Raw genomic sequence first — 15,302 nt, 5'->3', positions numbered from 1 at the left:
GGTCAGCCGAAGAGGATGGAGGCTTCGTCGTACCGGTGCTGCGGTACCCGCTTGAGGTTGCCGAGCGCCGCATCGAAGCCCACGTGGGCGATCTCCGTGCCATTGAGGGCCACCATGGTGCCCCACAGCTCGTCCCGCACCGAGTCCACGGCAGCCATACCGAGGCGCGTGGCGAGCACGCGGTCGAACGACGTCGGGACTCCACCACGCTGGATGTGACCGAGGATGGTGGCGCGGGTCTCGATGCCCGTTCGGGCCTCGAGCTCCGGGGCGAGCTGGTCCGCGATCCCGCCGAGCCGCGGACGGCCGAAGGTGTCGAGGCCGCGCTCGGAGTGCGCCTGCTCCATGTGCGAGGGGACGAAGCCCTCGGCGACGACGACGAGGGGCGCACGCCCGCGGGCGTTGGCCGTGGACACCCACTCGGCGATCTGCTCCACGCTGGTCTGCTGCTCGGGGATCAGGATGGCATGGGCGCCGGAGGCCATGCCGGCGTGCAGGGCGATCCACCCGACGTGGCGGCCCATGACCTCGGCGATCATGCAGCGGCTGTGGGACTCACCCGTGGTGCGCAGCCGGTCGATGGCCTCGGTGGCGATCTGCACCGCGGTGTCGAAGCCGAAGGTGTAGTCGGTGGCGTCGAGGTCGTTGTCGACCGTCTTGGGGACGCCGACGATCTTCAGGCCGAGGTCCGTGAGCCGCTTCGCCGCAGCGAGCGTGCCCTCGCCGCCGATCGCGATCATCGCGTCGATGCCGAGGCGTTCCATGTTCGCCTTGACGACCTCCGCGCCGCCGTTGCCCTCGAAGGGGTTGGTGCGGGAGGTCCCGAGGATCGTGCCGCCCTGCTTGGAGATGCCGCGCACCGCATGCCGGGGGAGGTCGACGATGTTGCCCTCGACGACGCCCCGCCAGCCGTCCCGGAATCCGACGAACTCCTGGTCGTGGACCTTGATGCCCTTGAGGACGGCACCGCGGATGACCGCGTTGAGTCCGGGGCAGTCGCCGCCGCTGGTGAGGATTCCGATCTTCATATGGCGTGGGGTTCCTTCGAGGAGGGTGTGGTTGTGCATCAGGAGCACACCGTCGGGCCCGCCTATGATTCTAGACACACACGGGCCACGCCCTTCACCGGCTGCGGGTGCTGGACTCCCGGCACTCGGCGGGTCGGTGACCACGTAGGCTGGGACTATCCAGCGCACGGGGGCCCGAGCCCCTGGGTGCGCGCCGTCCGTCCGAGGAGGACACCAGCAGTGCCCCAGGCAGGTTTTGCGCCAGCAGCGCTGCGCATGGTCCACATCTCCCGGCCGGTCCTCTGGATCAACACCCTCGGCACCGGCGTCGTCGGAATGTGGCTCACCGGGACGTTCTGGGAGTCGGAGGCCCTCGCGCTCCTTCTCTGGCTGACCCTGCCGTTCAACCTGCTCATCTACGGCGTGAACGACATCTTCGACCAGGACACCGATGCCCTGAACCCGCGGAAGGGATCGCTCGAAGGTGCCAGGATCAGGGCCTCGGAGGTCCGTGCCATCTGGATCGCCGTGCTCGCCACGAACCTGCCGTTCCTGGCATGGTTCGCGGCCACCCTCCCGACGGCGGCCCTTCTATGGATCGCGCTGTACGCCCTGGTCTTCGTCTTCTACTCCGCGCCGCCGCTGCGCTTCAAGGCCCGGCCGTACCTCGACTCCCTCAGCAACGCGGCCTACGCGTTCCCGCTCGTCTTCGTCCCCTACGCCCTCGGTGACACGCCGGCCTGGGCCGCCGCGCTCGGCCTGATGGCCTGGAGTGCGGCGAAGCACACCTACGACGCCGTCCAGGACATCGACGAGGACCGAGGGGTGGGCATCATGACGACGGCGGTGCGGCTCGGGCCCCGCGGCGTCGTCGCCTGGAGCGGTGCCTGGTGGGCGGTGTCGACGGCGTGCTTCGCGGTGGTCAACATCCCGGTTGCCGTCGTGAACACCCTGATCGCGGGCTGGCTGCTGCTGGGCCTGTACCGGGATCCCCGCCCGGAGACCGGCCACCGGCTGTACCGGTACTCGATCGCCTTCCCGTATGTCGCCGGGACCGTCGCGGGCGTCCAGCTCGTCGTCGCCCTGACGCTGGGACTCTACCGATGAGCCGGGTCGTCGTCGTCGGTGGCGGTATCGGTGGGCTGACGGCCGCCGCCCTCCTCGGTCGCGCGGGCCACAGCGTGACGCTGGTCGAGGCCTCGGACCACGTGGGCGGCAAGAGCCGCCGCGTCGAGGTCTCGGGGCAGCGCATGGACACGGGGCCGTCGCTGGTCACGTTCCCGAGCGTGTGGCAGGAACTCCTGCGCCTTCTCGACGCCGTCGCCCCCGTCGGCGCGACGCCGGCCGCGGACATCGCCGGTCTCCGCCTCGAACGGCTGCCGGAGGTCGGCACCTACTACTACCGCGGCGAGGCGTGCGCGCTGCCCGTGCCGGAGGGCCATCCGTGGCACCCCGCCTGGACGCGTTTCGCGGCAGAGCACGGCATCCTCGGGGAGGACGTGTCGCGCCTGCTGACCACGGGTCCGCTCGAGAAGGCCTCCTACCCGGCGCTGGCCAGGCTCGGAGCGCTGTACGGCCGGAGGCTTACGACGCGGAGCTATCTCGACAGCCTGCCGTGGCTGCCCGACGGGCTCCGCGAGGTCATCGCCATCCACACGCTCAACGCAGGCGTCAGCCCCACCCGGACACCCGCCCTCTACGCCAGCATGCCCGCCATCATGGCCCAGGACGGTGTCTGGATCCCCGAGGGCGGCGTCTACGAACTCGTGCTGGCGCTCCAGCGCGTCGCCGAGGACGCCGGTGTGGAGATCCGCACGGGCGAGCCCGCCCAGGACATCGGACGACGGCGGGTCATCACGGCAGCAGGCAGTTACCCGGCCGACGCCGTCGTCAGCGGTCTCGACGCGCACCGCCTGGCGGGGCTGCTGGGCGGGCGCACCGCCAGGACGCCGCGGAAGCTCACCTGCTCCGCCATCGGGATCTATGCCGTCCTGGCCAGGCCACTCCCCGAGGGGACCGCCCGCCACGGCGTGGTCATGCCGGACGATCCGGCCGCGCTCTACGCGAGCCTGGAAGCCGGGGAGGAACCCGACCAGACCATGGCCTTCGCGAACTACTATCCGGCGCACGGGGTCTACCCCAACGGGTCCGCGACGCTGGCGCTGCTCCTCACGGCACCCGCCAACGGCAGGACCTACTCGCTCGAGGACCCGTTCGTGCGGCGCGAGCTCGACCGGACGACGCGCGTGCTCGGGCTGCCCGAACCCATCGAGGCTTATTTCGGCAGTCACGAGATCCTCGACCCTGGCTACTTCGGCGAGCGCGGATCGGCCGGCGGGGCGCTCTACGGGGCCGTGCGTCCGGCGTGGATGAGCGGACCGTTCCACCTCCCGCCCTATTCGGATCCGCTCCGCCCGTGGCTGTGGCGCGTCGGGGCCTCCGTCCACCCCGGTGGAGGGCTGCCAGCGGTCCTCGGCGGCGCGATGATGTCCACGCAGAAACTGCTGGCCCGCCTGGGGTCCACGGTCTGACGGCCTGAGTGTATTCGCGCCCGATCGACGGCTTGAATGGCGCCCCGCCTGAATGGCGCCCCGCCTGAGTGCCGGTTGCCTGAAGCCCGGACCGCTGAACGGCCTGAATGGCGCCCCGCCTGAATGGCGCCCCGCCTGAGTGCCGGTTGCCTGAAGCCCGGACCGCTGAACGGCCTGCATGGCGCCCCGCCTGATTGCCGGACGGTCTGCGTGCCGGACGGCCTGAGTGCCGGTTGCTTGCCCGGACCGCTGACGACTGGACGGCCTGCATGCGCCCCGCCTGATTGCCGGGCGGCCTGCGTGCGGCAGCTTGGGTTTCGCGGTGCCCGACGCTCCGGGTCGCCCGCAGGCCCGCCGGTGGTCGCCCTGGTCGCCCGGTTGCGGAGGGCGGGGTAGGTCAGGCCTGCTGTGTGGCGTCCACGGTCGTGCCGCCCGCAACCGGCGCGGACTCCACTGCGGCGCGCGTGAGCTGCAGCCGTCGACGCGCCACGAGGACGATCAGGGCGACGGCGAGCACCGCCGGGAACACGAGCCCCGAGAAGACGCAGACGCCGAGCCACAGGAACATGGAGACGAGCAGGCTGTCGAGCAGGCCCGGGCGGAGCGGGAAGTCGGTCAGGCGCCGCCCGCCGATCCAGGTCACCAGCGCGGAGGCGACGAGCCCGGAGATCAGCCAGCCTCCGTAGTTCGAGAGCGGGACCCCGTAGTAGGGGCCACCGCCGGGCCAGATCCAGAAGCCGAGGGACACCGCTCCGGGATCGAGGACACCGTCGATGACCACGAGCAGCAGCCCACCGAGCAGGATCCTCCGCAGCGCGGACCCACCCCCCGAGACAACGGCCACGGCGCCGATCACCAGCGGCACGTAGGAGAGGGGGAGCAGGTACGGGACGAGGCCGAGGATCGTGGGGCCGAGCGGTTCGCCGTAGTAGAACTCGCCGTAGGGCAGGTGTGTGGCGACGCCGAAGCCCTCGATCAGGTAGCCGAAGACGGACACGGCCGCGAGGGCGGCGACGCCCCGGGCAGCACCGAGCTGGTGAACGAGCGCGATGAACGCCGGCAGGGCGATCAGGAGATTGAAGCCGTAGGACGCGTAGCTCGCACCTTCGACGTCCGGGAACCGCACCACGAAATAGCCGGAGACGAACAGGAAGGCGCAGGATGCGATGAGCAGGCGGGGGAAGCTGCGGGCAGCGGGAGTCTTCGGCACGTCATCCATCCTTGCAGGTCAGGCAGCAGGAAGGGGCACCCGCCGCGAAGCGGGTGCCCCTTGATGCCGGTCCTGTCCTAGGCCCCGGCGAGGAGCCGCTCGAGGGCGATGGTGCCCTCCGTCGTAGGGAGCAGGAGCCACAGGACGAGGTAGAGCGGGAGGCCGATGAAGGGGAGCAGGAAGCTCAGCAGGATAGCGATGCGGACGTAGGTCACGCGCCACCCGTACTGCAGTGCGATGCCTGCGGCGATCCCGCCGAGGAGGCCCCCGGGAGCGCGTCTGATGGGCGAGGAGCGGAGGATGCGGTAGAAGGACTGCATGGCGTGCCTTTCGGTTCTCGGGCGTGTGGGTTCGTCGGGATGAATTTCCAGCTGCATTCAGTATCCCGACAGGGGGTCGTCGGGGTCCTCCCGGCCATTCTCGGTCGGCCTGGATCGCAGGGACAGGATGCCGCCGACGACGAGCGCCAGCCCGACGCCGACGAGCAGGCCCAGTGCCACGATCACCGGGTCGACGGACAGCTCGACGACCTGGCTGACGAGGAGGAGGGAGGCGATGGCGAGGATCACCGACCCCCAGACGATGGTCAGGAGACGGGGGTGGCGTTTCGTTCCGTTCAGTGCGGTGTTCATGGCGTGTCTCCGGTCGGGGTGGGACTGCTGTTCGAGGGGGCGTCGGTGGTCCCGGGCACGGTGACGATGCTGACGTCGCTCATCGCGCCGCGCACGTCGAGGATGATGGCGGATCCGGTGGCGTCGGGGTTCAGCGTCCCGTTCTGCAGCTGCAGCACACCGCCCTCGCTCCGGGGTTCCGCGGACGATCCGTCGGGCCCCTCCAGGGTCCCGCGGGTCCCGGAGCTGCCGAGCGCCATCCGTGTGCGGACCTCGACCGGGACGTCGTCGGGCACCACCACGGTGACGGCGCTGGCGAGCGAGTTCACCGGGATTACGACGTCCCTGGACAGCGGGGGCAGGCTGGTGAGATCGATGGTGGACTGCGAGGCCAGGACGCTGTAGCCGCCGGCTGCGGCCGGCAGCGACACCGGGGTGGTCCTCTGCTCCTGGGCGACGATCCAGGCTCCGCCGCCGATCGTGAAGGACGCGATGAGTGCGCCGAGGACCGCCAGCGCCGCGGAGAATCCGACGAATCCGGACGTGCGCCCCCGTGCTCCCAGCCCGATCACGCCGAGGGCGAGGACGATCGACGCCGCCGCGAGGGCGACGACGACCGGATCGGCGAGATCCAGGGTGCCGACGTAGTCGAGGGCGAGGAGGGTTGCCCCGACGACGACGGCCCCGCCCACCAGCAGTGCCGTGACGGGCCCGGGAGGCCGTGGCGGCCGGTACTTGGTGACCGTTGGCGGGCCGGCCGTGGGGCCCGTATAGACGCCCGGATAGCCGGACCCGGACCAGGACACGGAGCCGGGCTCGTAGGGCAGCGGCTGCGTCTGCTGCGTCCATGGGTCCGTCGTCGAGTACGCGCGGGGCTGGTACGGCAGGGGGACGGTGCGGTGGACGTCGTCGGGCGCGATGCGCTCAGTGGGATCGTCCGCGCTGTCGTCCGCTCCGTTGTCTGCCCCTTCAGCCGAAGCGCCGTCCGTTCCTCCGTAGCGGTCCGTGTCGGAGCCGACGGGGGAGCTGGAGCTGACAGGGGAGCCGGGGAGGCTGTCATCGGGTGAGCGCTCGCCGGGACCTGCCGTGGGTCCTGCCGTAGGTCCTGCACTGTCCGTCGGGGACTGTCCGGTGGGGCCGGACTGCCCGGGATCACCCGGATCTGGCACCGGACCGAACGGCGGCACGGGTCCGCTGCCCGGCCCGCCGGGAGTGGAGGGCCCACCTGGGGTGGAGGGCCCACCCGGGGTGGATGGCCCGCCTGGGGTGTCCCGTCGGGCCTGCCCGCCGGTGGAACGGTTGATGATCCAGTACACGAAGAGCGCCACGGCGCCGATCCAGAACAGGGTCCACAGCAGGCCGCCCGTGCCGCCACCGCCGAGGAAGGGCAGGTTCGGGCGCCAGAGGCCGATCGCCACGAGCGCCGCGGCTCCGGTCAGACCCGAGGTCCAGGAGCCCCGGCCGGCCTGCTCCACGTGGATGCGCCCGTCCGGTTCCGGGAGCAGGGCCCAGGCGAGCCCGTACAGCAGGACGCCGATGCCGCCGAAGACCGCGAGGATCACGATCAGTCCGCGGACGAGGGCGATGTCCAGGCCCGTGCGGCGGGCCACGCCACCGGCGACTCCGCCGACCCAGCGGTCGGGGGACCGGGTGATGTCGAGGCCCCGCAACCAGCGGAAGAACGACGACGAGGCGGGAGGTCCCGCGGGGTGCGATGCGGCCGGTTCTTGCTGCCAGGACGGCCCGCCTGGCGGTGGTGCTGAGGTCATGTCCCCATCCTGCCGCCGCACCTGTGGCGGGCGCATCGGGGCCTACCCTGATTGAACCCTGAGTGTGCCCTGAATCTGCTCCGGGACCGTCCCCGAGCGGCCCGCAGCGTGCTTTGATGAGGGCATGAGACCCCCGCTGCTCCGCACCTCCGACGGCGTGATCGCCGGCGTGTGCGCGGGCCTCGCGGCGCACCTGGGCATCCCCCGGTCCTGGGTCCGGGTCGGCATGGCGGTCCTGACCCTCGCCTCCGGCGCGGGCGTGTTCCTCTACGCCTGGCTCTGGATCTTCGTCCCGACGGCGTCGGACCGGGCTGCGGTGACGGGACGCCGGAGCGGTCCCGCGGCCTTCATGCACGACGTCGGCGCGACGGGTCCCCGGGACGGCATCGGGGGAGGGACGGGCCGGAGCGCCGGCTCGCTCGTCGCGGTGCCCGGCGGGGGGCCGGGGCCCTCCGGAGCACCTCTGTCAGACCCGGCTCATGCAGCAGCACGGTCCGACGGCGCTGTCCCGTTCGCCACGGACTCCTGGCGCGACCGGACGGAGCGCGCCGGGCACCGGGAGATCCTGTTCGGCACCGCCCTGCTGGTCGCCGCGGCCGTCCTCGTGGTGCAGTTGCTCGGCGTCCCGGTGAACTGGGGTTTCCTCGTCCCGATCGCGGTCGTCGCGACGGGCGCCGCACTCGCCTGGTCCCAGCTCGACGACGTGCGTAGGGCGCGGGTGATGAACCGGGCCGGCGCCGAACGGGCGGGCGGCGCCCTGCGTCTGTTCGCCGGCATGGTCCTCGTCATCGCTGGGGTCCTCGTCGCGCTCTCCAGCAGCGGTTCCTGGACCCTGACCATGGCCACCCTCGTCGCCGTCCTCGCCGTCCTCGCGGGCGTGGGGCTGGTCCTCGCCCCGTGGGGCCTCAAGTTCTGGCGGGATCTGGAGAGCGAGCAGGCAGCCCGGGTGCGGGAGACGGAACGCGCCGAGATCGCCGCCCACCTCCACGATTCGGTGCTGCAGACCCTGGCGCTCATCCAGAACCGGGCGGACTCGGAGACGGACGTGCTGCGCCTCGCCCGGGCCCAGGAGCGTGAGCTGCGCCAGTGGCTGTTCGCCGACCCCGGGCGGGACCCCGTGAGCCTCGCCGAGCGGCTCCGGGGCATGGCCGGGGAGATCGAGGACCTCTACGGGCACCCGGTCACCGTCGTCGCCGTGGGTGACGCCCCCCTGGGGCCCGCCGAGGACGCCCTCGCCCAGGCGGCACGGGAAGCCATGCTGAACGCGGCGAAGCACGCCGGCGTCGCCGTGTCGGTGTACCTGGAAGCCGGACCGGAAGCCATGGAGGTCTTCGTGCGGGACCGCGGCCCGGGCTTCGATCCGGCGGCGGTACCGGCGGACCGCCTGGGCATCCGGGAATCGATCCACAGCAGGATGCAGCGCCACGGCGGGACGGCGGAACTCCGCAGCGACGCCGACGGCACCGAGGTCCGGCTCCGCCTGCCGCGTTCCACCGGGATTCCCGCGTGAGGCCGCTGCCCTGCGCGGGCGCCTCCCCGCCGGCCGACGCGATGACGGGCGGCAGCCGCGCACGACGACGACAGGACGGACGGCCGAGGGCCGGAGGGGAGACACATGGACAGCGTGGATGAGCCGGGGCCGGCGCCGGGAACCGTCTCCGTGGTGATCGTCGACGACCACGGGATCTTCCGAGCAGGGCTCCGTGCGGCCCTCGGACCGGTGATCCGGGTGCTCGGCGAGGCGGCGACGGTCGAGGAGGCGGAAGCCGTGATCGCTTCCGCACGGCCCGACGTGGTCCTCCTCGACGTGCACCTGCCGGGCGGCCGCGGCGGGGGCGGCGCGGAGGTCATCCACCGGTGTTCACGGCTCGGCGTCCCGTCCCGCTTCCTGGCCCTCAGCGTGTCCGACTCGGCGGAGGACGTCGTGGCCGTCATCCGCGCCGGGGCCCGCGGGTACGTCACGAAGACCATCTCCGGTCCGGAGATCACCGATGCCGTGCAGCGCATCGCCTCGGGCGACGCCGTCTTCTCGCCTCGGCTCGCCGGCTTCGTCCTCGATGCGTTCGGGACGGCGTCGGTCGCCGTCGACGACGAGCTCGATCGCCTGTCCGCACGCGAACTGGAGGTCATGAGGCTGATCGCCCGCGGCTACAGCTACAAGGAGACGGCGAAGGAGCTGTTCATCTCCGTCAAGACCGTCGAGACCCATGTGTCCGCGGTCCTCCGGAAGCTGCAGCTGTCCTCCCGCCACGAGCTCACGCGCTGGGCCACGGAGCGCCGGCTGCTCTGACCGGCCCACGCTCCGTGCGCCCGGGCAGGACAGCTAGCGGACCGAGCCGAGGAACTCCTGCAGCCGGCGTACGCCCGTCGCGAGGTCCTCGTCGCCGAGGGCGTAGGACAACCGCAGGAAGCCGCTGGGTCCGAAGGCCTCGCCGGGGACGACGGCGACCTCCACCTTCTCGAGGATCAGCGCGGCGAGCTCGGCCGACGTCGCGGGCGTGGCGCCGTCGAAGCTCCTGCCGAGGAGGGCGCGGACATCCGCGTAGGCGTAGAAGGCGCCGTGCGGCGTGGGACAGTCGACGCCCGCGATGGCGTTGAGCCCCGAGACCATGGCACGGCGCCGCCGGTCGAACGCGACCTTCATCTCCTCGACCGCCGTCAGCGGTCCCGAGACGGCGGCGAGGGCGGCCATCTGGGGCACGTTGGAGACGTTCGAGGTGGCATGGGACTGCAGGTTGGTCGCCGCCTTCACGAGGTCCTTCGGCCCGATCATCCAGCCCACGCGCCAGCCGGTCATCGCATACGTCTTCGCGACGCCGTTGAGCACCACCACCCTGTCGCCGAGGGCGGGGGCCGCCGTCGCGATCGAGGTGAACGGCACGTCGTCGTACGTCAGGTGCTCGTAGATCTCGTCGGTGACGACCCACAGTCCGCGGGCCGCGGCCCACTCGCCGATCTCCCGCACGGCGTCCGGACCGTACACCGCGCCGGTGGGGTTGGACGGCGAGACGAAGAGGAGCACCTTGGTGCGCGGCGTCAGGGCCGCCGCCAGCTGGTCCACCGTCACCAGGTAGCCCTGCTCGGGGCCGGCGAAGACCTCGACGGGCACGCCGCCCGCCAGGCGGATGGCCTCGGGGTAGGTTGTCCAGTACGGGGTGGGGACGAGGACCTCGTCCCCGGGATCGAGGAGCGCGGCGAAGGATTCGTACACGGCCTGCTTGCCGCCGTTCGTCACCAGCACCTGGGAGGGATCGACGCTGTAGCCGGAGTCCCGCAGGGTCTTGGCGGCGATCGCCTGCTTCAGTTCCGGCAGGCCACCGGCGGGGGAGTAGCGGTGGAACCGCGGCTGGCGGGCCGCCTCGATCGCCGCTTCGACGATGTAGCCCGGCGTGGGGAAGTCCGGCTCGCCCGCGCCGAAACCGATCACGGGGCGCCCGGCCGCCTTCAGGGCCTTGGCCTTGGCGTCCACGGCGAGTGTCGCGGATTCCGCGATCGAACCGATCCGCCGGGAGACCCGGGGGAGTGCTGCGCGGGCGGAGTCGTCGGTCGTCGCGTTCATCGGGTCCCGTTCCCTGGGGGGCAAGTGTCTTTTCCAGCTTAGGCGCTGGCCCCTCCCCGGGCCCGAACAGGGGCGCTGCGGCGCCGTAACGGGGACGCGCACGCCCAGCCCGGCGGTGCCCGGACGACGCGGGACGGGACGGCTTCGAGGGGCCGGTTCGACGATCCGGCGGGGAATGCGTAGACTTGTCCCTCGGTGTTGAAACACCATGATGGTTCGTGCCCTCCCCGGGCCGTCCGGAGTGGAGCTGTACCGTTCAAGACCAAAGGGTAGTGGCGCAATTGGTAGCGCAGCGGTCTCCAAAACCGCAGGTTGCAGGTTCGAGTCCTGTCTGCCCTGCGCGTGGCCTTCGCGGAACGACGGCGAAGGCACGGCAGAAACAGATCACGAAGTCCCGACGCAGGCATCGGTTCCGCGCGGCGGTAAACATGATCAGCTGGACGCGCCACTGGTGGTCCGGCTGGAACACCACACAGATTGATGAGGTTGACGGTGACCGATACGGCTGCGAGCAGCTCCAAGGGAAGCCCCTCCGAGAAGAAGGCTCCCGAGCGCGGGTTCTTCGGACGCATCATGCTGTTCATCCGCCAGGTCTTCGCGGAGCTCGGGAAGGTCGTCACGCCGACCCGCCGGGAACTGGTCCGATTCACCATCACCGTCCTCGTCTTCGTGGTCATCATGATGCTCATCGTGACCGGACTGGACCTCGTGTTCGGGGCCGGCGCACTGTGGGTGTTCGGCGGCAGCTGACGCTGTCCCGGCACCCGTCGACGCACCGCAGTCGGAGCGTCGGATCGAGTGCAGGCAAGCAGAACAACCTTCGAAGAATGTCAGAAAGCAGGCGGCTAGGTGTCCGAGCAAGAACTCGAACGGCAGATCACTCCCGAAGATGGTCTGGAGAACGAGGAGTACGGGACGGAGGCGGAGGTGGAGTCCACCGACATCGACGTGCCTGCTGACGGCTCCGACGCGGTCGACGGCTCCGCCGGGACCGACTCCGACATCGAGGCCAAGGCCGTCGACGCCGTCGACGAGGCTGCCGCCTCCGACGCCGACACGGCTGCCGATGATGACGACGTTGCCGATGATGACAACGCTGCCGACGTGGCCGCCTCCGACGCCGACATCGACACTGCTGCCGCCGACACTGTCGACGACGCCGTTTCCGGTGACGCCGAGGACGACGCTGCCGAGCCGACCGACGAGGCCGCCGAGGAAGCTCCCGCCGAGGACCCCGTGGTCGCCTTCAAGGCGAAACTGCGCCGCCAGGAGGGCGACTGGTTCGTCATCCACTCCTACGCCGGCTACGAGAACCGTGTGAAGGCGAACCTCGAGACCCGCATCCAGACGCTGGACATGGAAGATTACATCTTCGAGATCCAGGTCCCGATGGAAGAGGTCGTCGAGATCAAGAACACCACGCGGAAGATCGTCAACCGCGTGCGCATCCCCGGCTATGTGCTGGTCCGCATGGAACTGACCGACGAGTCCTGGGGCGCCGTGCGGCACACCCCGGGCGTCACCGGCTTCGTGGGCAACGCCCACAACCCGGTCCCGCTGAGCCTCTCCGAGGTCTTCTCGATGCTCGAGCACACGATCGTCCACACGGATGCCGTGTCCGGCAAGCCTGTCCAGCTGCAGTTCACCCCGGCCACGGTCAACTTCGAGGTCGGCGAGTCCGTCACCGTCAACGAAGGCCCCTTCGAGACCCTCCCGGCGACGATCTCCGAGATCAAGCACGAGTCGCAGCAACTCGTGGTGCTCGTCTCGATCTTCGAGCGCGAGACCCCGGTCACGCTCTCCTACAACCAGGTCACCAAGATCCAGTAAAGCTTCGGTGCCCCCGGCGTGCTTGGCCGGGAGCACCGTGAAGGCCGTCACGCCATGATGGCCACCACCCCGCAGGACGCTCCTGTCCCGCGGGATCGCAATGCAAGAGAAGGACCCTTTCATGGCCCCCAAGAAAAAGGTCACCGGCCTCATCAAGCTGCAGATCAATGCAGGCGCCGCCAACCCGGCTCCTCCCATCGGTCCTGCGCTTGGCCAGCACGGTGTCAACATTATGGAATTCTGCAAGGCGTACAACGCCGCCACGGAATCCCAGCGCGGCAACGTCATCCCCGTGGAGATCACGGTGTACGAGGACCGCTCGTTCACCTTCGTCACGAAGACCCCGCCGGCAGCCGAACTGATCAAGAAGGCAGCCGGGGTCGCCAAGGGCTCCGGAACGCCCCACACGGTCAAGGTCGCGAAGCTGACCAACGCCCAGGTCGAAGAGATCGCCACCATGAAGATGGAAGACCTCAACGCCAACGACGTCCAGGCAGCCGCGAAGATCATCGCCGGCACCGCCCGCTCCATGGGCATCACGGTCGAGGGCTGACCACCCCCACCCCCGCCCGGTCCGGCTTCGACGGACAAGGCACACCACCATTTCACGGCACGACGGCGACGCTCCCGCGGACGACGTCGTGAGTGGCAGGGCCCAGCGCGGTCCGCAGACCACGACTGCATAAGGAGAACAAGCAGATGGCACAGCGCAGCAAAGCATACAAGGGAGCTGCCGCGAAGATCGAGGCGGACAAGCAGTACGCCCCCCTCGAAGCGGTAGTCCTGGCGAAGGAGACCAACCCCTCCACGTTCGACGCCACGGTCGAGGTGGCCTTCCGTCTCGGCGTGGACCCCCGCAAGGCGGACCAAATGGTCCGCGGCACCGTGAACCTCCCCCACGGCACCGGCAAGACCGCCCGTGTCCTGGTCTTCGCGACCGGCGAGAAGGCAGAGGCGGCCATCGCGGCCGGCGCTGACTTCGTCGGCTCCGACGACATGATCGAGAAGGTCTCCGGCGGCTGGACCGACTTCGATGCAGCCGTGGCGACCCCCGACCTCATGGGCAAGGTGGGACGCCTCGGAAAGATCCTCGGCCCCCGTAACCTGATGCCGAACCCGAAGACCGGAACGGTCACGGCCGACGTCGCGAAGGCCGTCACCGACATCAAGGGTGGCAAGATCGACTTCCGCGTGGACAAGCACTCGAACCTCCACTTCATCATCGGCAAGGTGTCCTTCGACGAGCAGAAGCTGGGCGAGAACTACGCCGCGGCGCTCGAGGAGATCCTCCGCCTGAAGCCCTCCGCTTCGAAGGGCCGCTACATCCAGAAGGCGACTGTCTCGACCACCTTCGGTCCCGGCATCTCCGTCGACCCGAACGTCACCAAGGTCTTCGCCGTCTGAGGTGTTGTTCCCCCAGGAAGCCCCGCGGCATCAGCCGCGGGGCTTCTTCGTGTCCGGGGGCAATAGTGATTGAGAAGTACCAATCGCAGAGCTATGCTGGGCCGGTGAGGACAGCGACCATCGAGCAGTTGCCGATTCCCGCCACGCTCGACGCCGAGGGCGGCGACGGGTTCCGGCGGAGCGCGGCCGTGAGCAACGCGGTGGAGCGCGGCGTGTGGGGCCACGACGATTTCTGCACGGCGGCGGACGAGCGACTCGTCATGCTGCAGCCGGGTCCCGATCGCGAGTACGTCCTCGGCGTCGCGCGGGACGACGGGGCCATCGTGGCCAACGCGCGCCTCGGGTTCCCGGCCAGGGACAACCTGCAGTCGGCGTTCCTGCAGATCGAGGTGCTGCCGGCGTACCGGCGGCGAGGGCTGGGTGCCGCGTTGCTCGCCTTTGCGGAGCGGGAGGTGCGGCTCAGGGGGCGCACGACGATCATGTCCTGGAGCGACACGGCCGTCCGTGACGATCGGGAGGCCGGGGCGGTGCTCGTCCCCCCGACCGGCGCGGGGTCCTTCCCCGCCGGTGATGCGTCCGCGATCCTCGCCCTCCGTTCGGGTTTCGAGCTCGTCCAGGTGGATCGCATGAGCGTCCTGCACCTCGACCGGTTGGAAGGAGTGACGCAGCTCGAGCGGGACGCAGGCAGGGTGGGCGCGTCCGACTACGAGGTGGTGGCCTGGGGTGGGCGCTGCCCGGACGGGTTGCTGGCGGACTACTCCCTGCTGCGGCAGAGGATGAGCACGGATCCGCCGCTCGGCGGCTTCGCCCAGGAGGAGGAGCGGTGGGATGCGGGCCGCATCCGTCGGGAGGAGGAGAAGTCCTCGGAGGGCGGGACGTCGATGCTCGTCTGCGCGGCGAGGCACCGGGCCACCGGGCAGCTCGTGGGGCACACCATCCTCGAGCGCTTCGAATCCAGGCCCTCCGTCGTCTACCAGGAGGACACACTGGTCCTCGAGGAGCACAGGGGCCACCGACTCGGCCTGTGGCTCAAGGCGGCCAACCTCCGGCGTGTGCTCACGGAGTGGCGCGGCGCGGAGCGCGTCTACACCTGGAACGCCGAGGAGAACACGTTCATGCTCGACGTGAACGTGGCACTCGGGTTCCGTCCTGCGGGCCGGACGGCGGGCTGGCAGAAGGTGCTGCCCCAGGTCCGATTTGGAGAGCCCCCCGGCGTCACGTAGGCTTGGTGTACCAAAGACCGTCGGTCGGTCCACGTCCGCTTCCCAACTGCCCACTCGTGAGCTGCGGGGAAGAAGGACAAAGATCCGAAAGTTCCCGTCAGGGACGGCCTACGCAGGTGAACGAAGCTCCTCTCCACAGCCCCTGGCCCGTGTCGAGC

15 protein-coding genes and 1 tRNA gene are annotated in these 15,302 nt (G+C 70.3%); 10 read left to right on the top strand and 6 right to left on the bottom strand.

Features of this window, described 5'->3' with window-relative positions:
• Positions 1 to 2: 2 nt before the first annotated feature.
• Positions 3 to 1,028: a 6-phosphofructokinase gene (locus tag MWM45_RS13835; RefSeq protein ID WP_043440553.1), complete on the bottom strand. Its 1,026-nt coding sequence runs from the start codon at positions 1,026 to 1,028 to the stop codon at positions 3 to 5.
• A gap of 219 nt (positions 1,029 to 1,247) precedes the next feature.
• Between MWM45_RS13835 and MWM45_RS13830 the strand changes: the two genes are divergently transcribed.
• Together MWM45_RS13830 and MWM45_RS13825 are read left to right on the top strand one after the other, a co-directional pair.
• The gene (locus MWM45_RS13830; protein ID WP_247826935.1) at positions 1,248 to 2,114 is read left to right on the top strand and encodes a UbiA family prenyltransferase; all 867 of its coding nucleotides are present in this window, start codon (positions 1,248 to 1,250) and stop codon (positions 2,112 to 2,114) included.
• Positions 2,111 to 3,538, top strand: a complete 1,428-nt coding sequence (locus MWM45_RS13825) for a phytoene desaturase family protein (protein WP_247826934.1) — start codon at positions 2,111 to 2,113, stop codon at positions 3,536 to 3,538. Before MWM45_RS13830 ends, MWM45_RS13825 begins: the two co-directional genes overlap by 4 nt.
• A gap of 397 nt (positions 3,539 to 3,935) precedes the next feature.
• Here the strand turns inward: MWM45_RS13825 and MWM45_RS13820 are convergent, their stop codons facing one another.
• The 4 genes from MWM45_RS13820 to MWM45_RS13805 form a co-directional block, all read right to left on the bottom strand.
• Positions 3,936 to 4,748, bottom strand: a complete 813-nt coding sequence (locus MWM45_RS13820; RefSeq protein ID WP_247826933.1) for a carotenoid biosynthesis protein — start codon at positions 4,746 to 4,748, stop codon at positions 3,936 to 3,938.
• A 77-nt stretch (positions 4,749 to 4,825) separates the two neighbouring features.
• Positions 4,826 to 5,068, bottom strand: coding sequence for a PspC domain-containing protein (locus MWM45_RS13815; protein WP_247826932.1), 243 nt, complete (start codon positions 5,066 to 5,068; stop codon positions 4,826 to 4,828).
• A gap of 57 nt (positions 5,069 to 5,125) precedes the next feature.
• Complete coding sequence (locus tag MWM45_RS13810; RefSeq protein WP_247826931.1) at positions 5,126 to 5,380, bottom strand: hypothetical protein; 255 nt, start codon at positions 5,378 to 5,380, stop codon at positions 5,126 to 5,128.
• Positions 5,377 to 7,128 carry a PspC domain-containing protein gene (locus tag MWM45_RS13805; protein WP_247826930.1) on the bottom strand — a complete coding sequence of 584 codons (1,752 nt, stop codon included), beginning with the start codon at positions 7,126 to 7,128 and terminating at the stop codon, positions 5,377 to 5,379. Before MWM45_RS13805 ends, MWM45_RS13810 begins: the two co-directional genes overlap by 4 nt.
• Before the next feature lie 124 nt (positions 7,129 to 7,252).
• On the opposite strand from MWM45_RS13805, the gene MWM45_RS13800 reads away from it, so the two are divergent.
• Positions 7,253 to 8,638 carry an ATP-binding protein gene (locus MWM45_RS13800; RefSeq protein ID WP_247826929.1) on the top strand — a complete coding sequence of 462 codons (1,386 nt, stop codon included), beginning with the start codon at positions 7,253 to 7,255 and terminating at the stop codon, positions 8,636 to 8,638.
• A gap of 105 nt (positions 8,639 to 8,743) precedes the next feature.
• Complete coding sequence (locus tag MWM45_RS13795) at positions 8,744 to 9,418, top strand: LuxR C-terminal-related transcriptional regulator (RefSeq protein WP_247826928.1); 675 nt, start codon at positions 8,744 to 8,746, stop codon at positions 9,416 to 9,418.
• 33 nt (positions 9,419 to 9,451) lie between these two features.
• On the opposite strand, the gene MWM45_RS13790 is transcribed toward MWM45_RS13795, so the two are convergent.
• On the bottom strand, positions 9,452 to 10,687 hold the full coding sequence (locus tag MWM45_RS13790) for a pyridoxal phosphate-dependent aminotransferase (RefSeq protein ID WP_247826927.1): 1,236 nt from the start codon (positions 10,685 to 10,687) through the stop codon (positions 9,452 to 9,454).
• A gap of 266 nt (positions 10,688 to 10,953) precedes the next feature.
• On the opposite strand from MWM45_RS13790, the gene MWM45_RS13785 reads away from it, so the two are divergent.
• The 6 genes from MWM45_RS13785 to MWM45_RS13760 all read left to right on the top strand — a co-directional run bounded on the left by MWM45_RS13785 (position 10,954) and on the right by MWM45_RS13760 (position 15,144).
• Positions 10,954 to 11,026 (top strand) — tRNA-Trp (locus MWM45_RS13785).
• A 153-nt stretch (positions 11,027 to 11,179) separates the two neighbouring features.
• Entirely contained in the window at positions 11,180 to 11,437 is a 258-nt protein-coding gene (secE, locus tag MWM45_RS13780) for a preprotein translocase subunit SecE (RefSeq protein WP_247826926.1), read from the top strand.
• Positions 11,438 to 11,629: 192 nt separating this feature from the next.
• Positions 11,630 to 12,517, top strand: coding sequence for a transcription termination/antitermination protein NusG (gene nusG / locus MWM45_RS13775; protein WP_418909771.1), 888 nt, complete (start codon positions 11,630 to 11,632; stop codon positions 12,515 to 12,517).
• Positions 12,518 to 12,638: 121 nt separating this feature from the next.
• Positions 12,639 to 13,070: a 50S ribosomal protein L11 gene (gene rplK / locus MWM45_RS13770; protein WP_043440576.1), complete on the top strand. Its 432-nt coding sequence runs from the start codon at positions 12,639 to 12,641 to the stop codon at positions 13,068 to 13,070.
• 146 nt (positions 13,071 to 13,216) lie between these two features.
• Positions 13,217 to 13,921, top strand: coding sequence for a 50S ribosomal protein L1 (rplA, locus tag MWM45_RS13765; RefSeq protein WP_043440578.1), 705 nt, complete (start codon positions 13,217 to 13,219; stop codon positions 13,919 to 13,921).
• A 104-nt stretch (positions 13,922 to 14,025) separates the two neighbouring features.
• On the top strand, positions 14,026 to 15,144 hold the full coding sequence (locus MWM45_RS13760; RefSeq protein ID WP_247826924.1) for a GNAT family N-acetyltransferase: 1,119 nt from the start codon (positions 14,026 to 14,028) through the stop codon (positions 15,142 to 15,144).
• The last annotated feature ends 158 nt before the right edge of the window (positions 15,145 to 15,302 follow it).

Source organism: Arthrobacter antioxidans, from assembly GCF_023100725.1.
Lineage (GTDB): Bacteria > Actinomycetota > Actinomycetes > Actinomycetales > Micrococcaceae > Arthrobacter_D > Arthrobacter_D antioxidans.
This window is presented reverse-complemented; position numbering and strand designations above follow the sequence as displayed.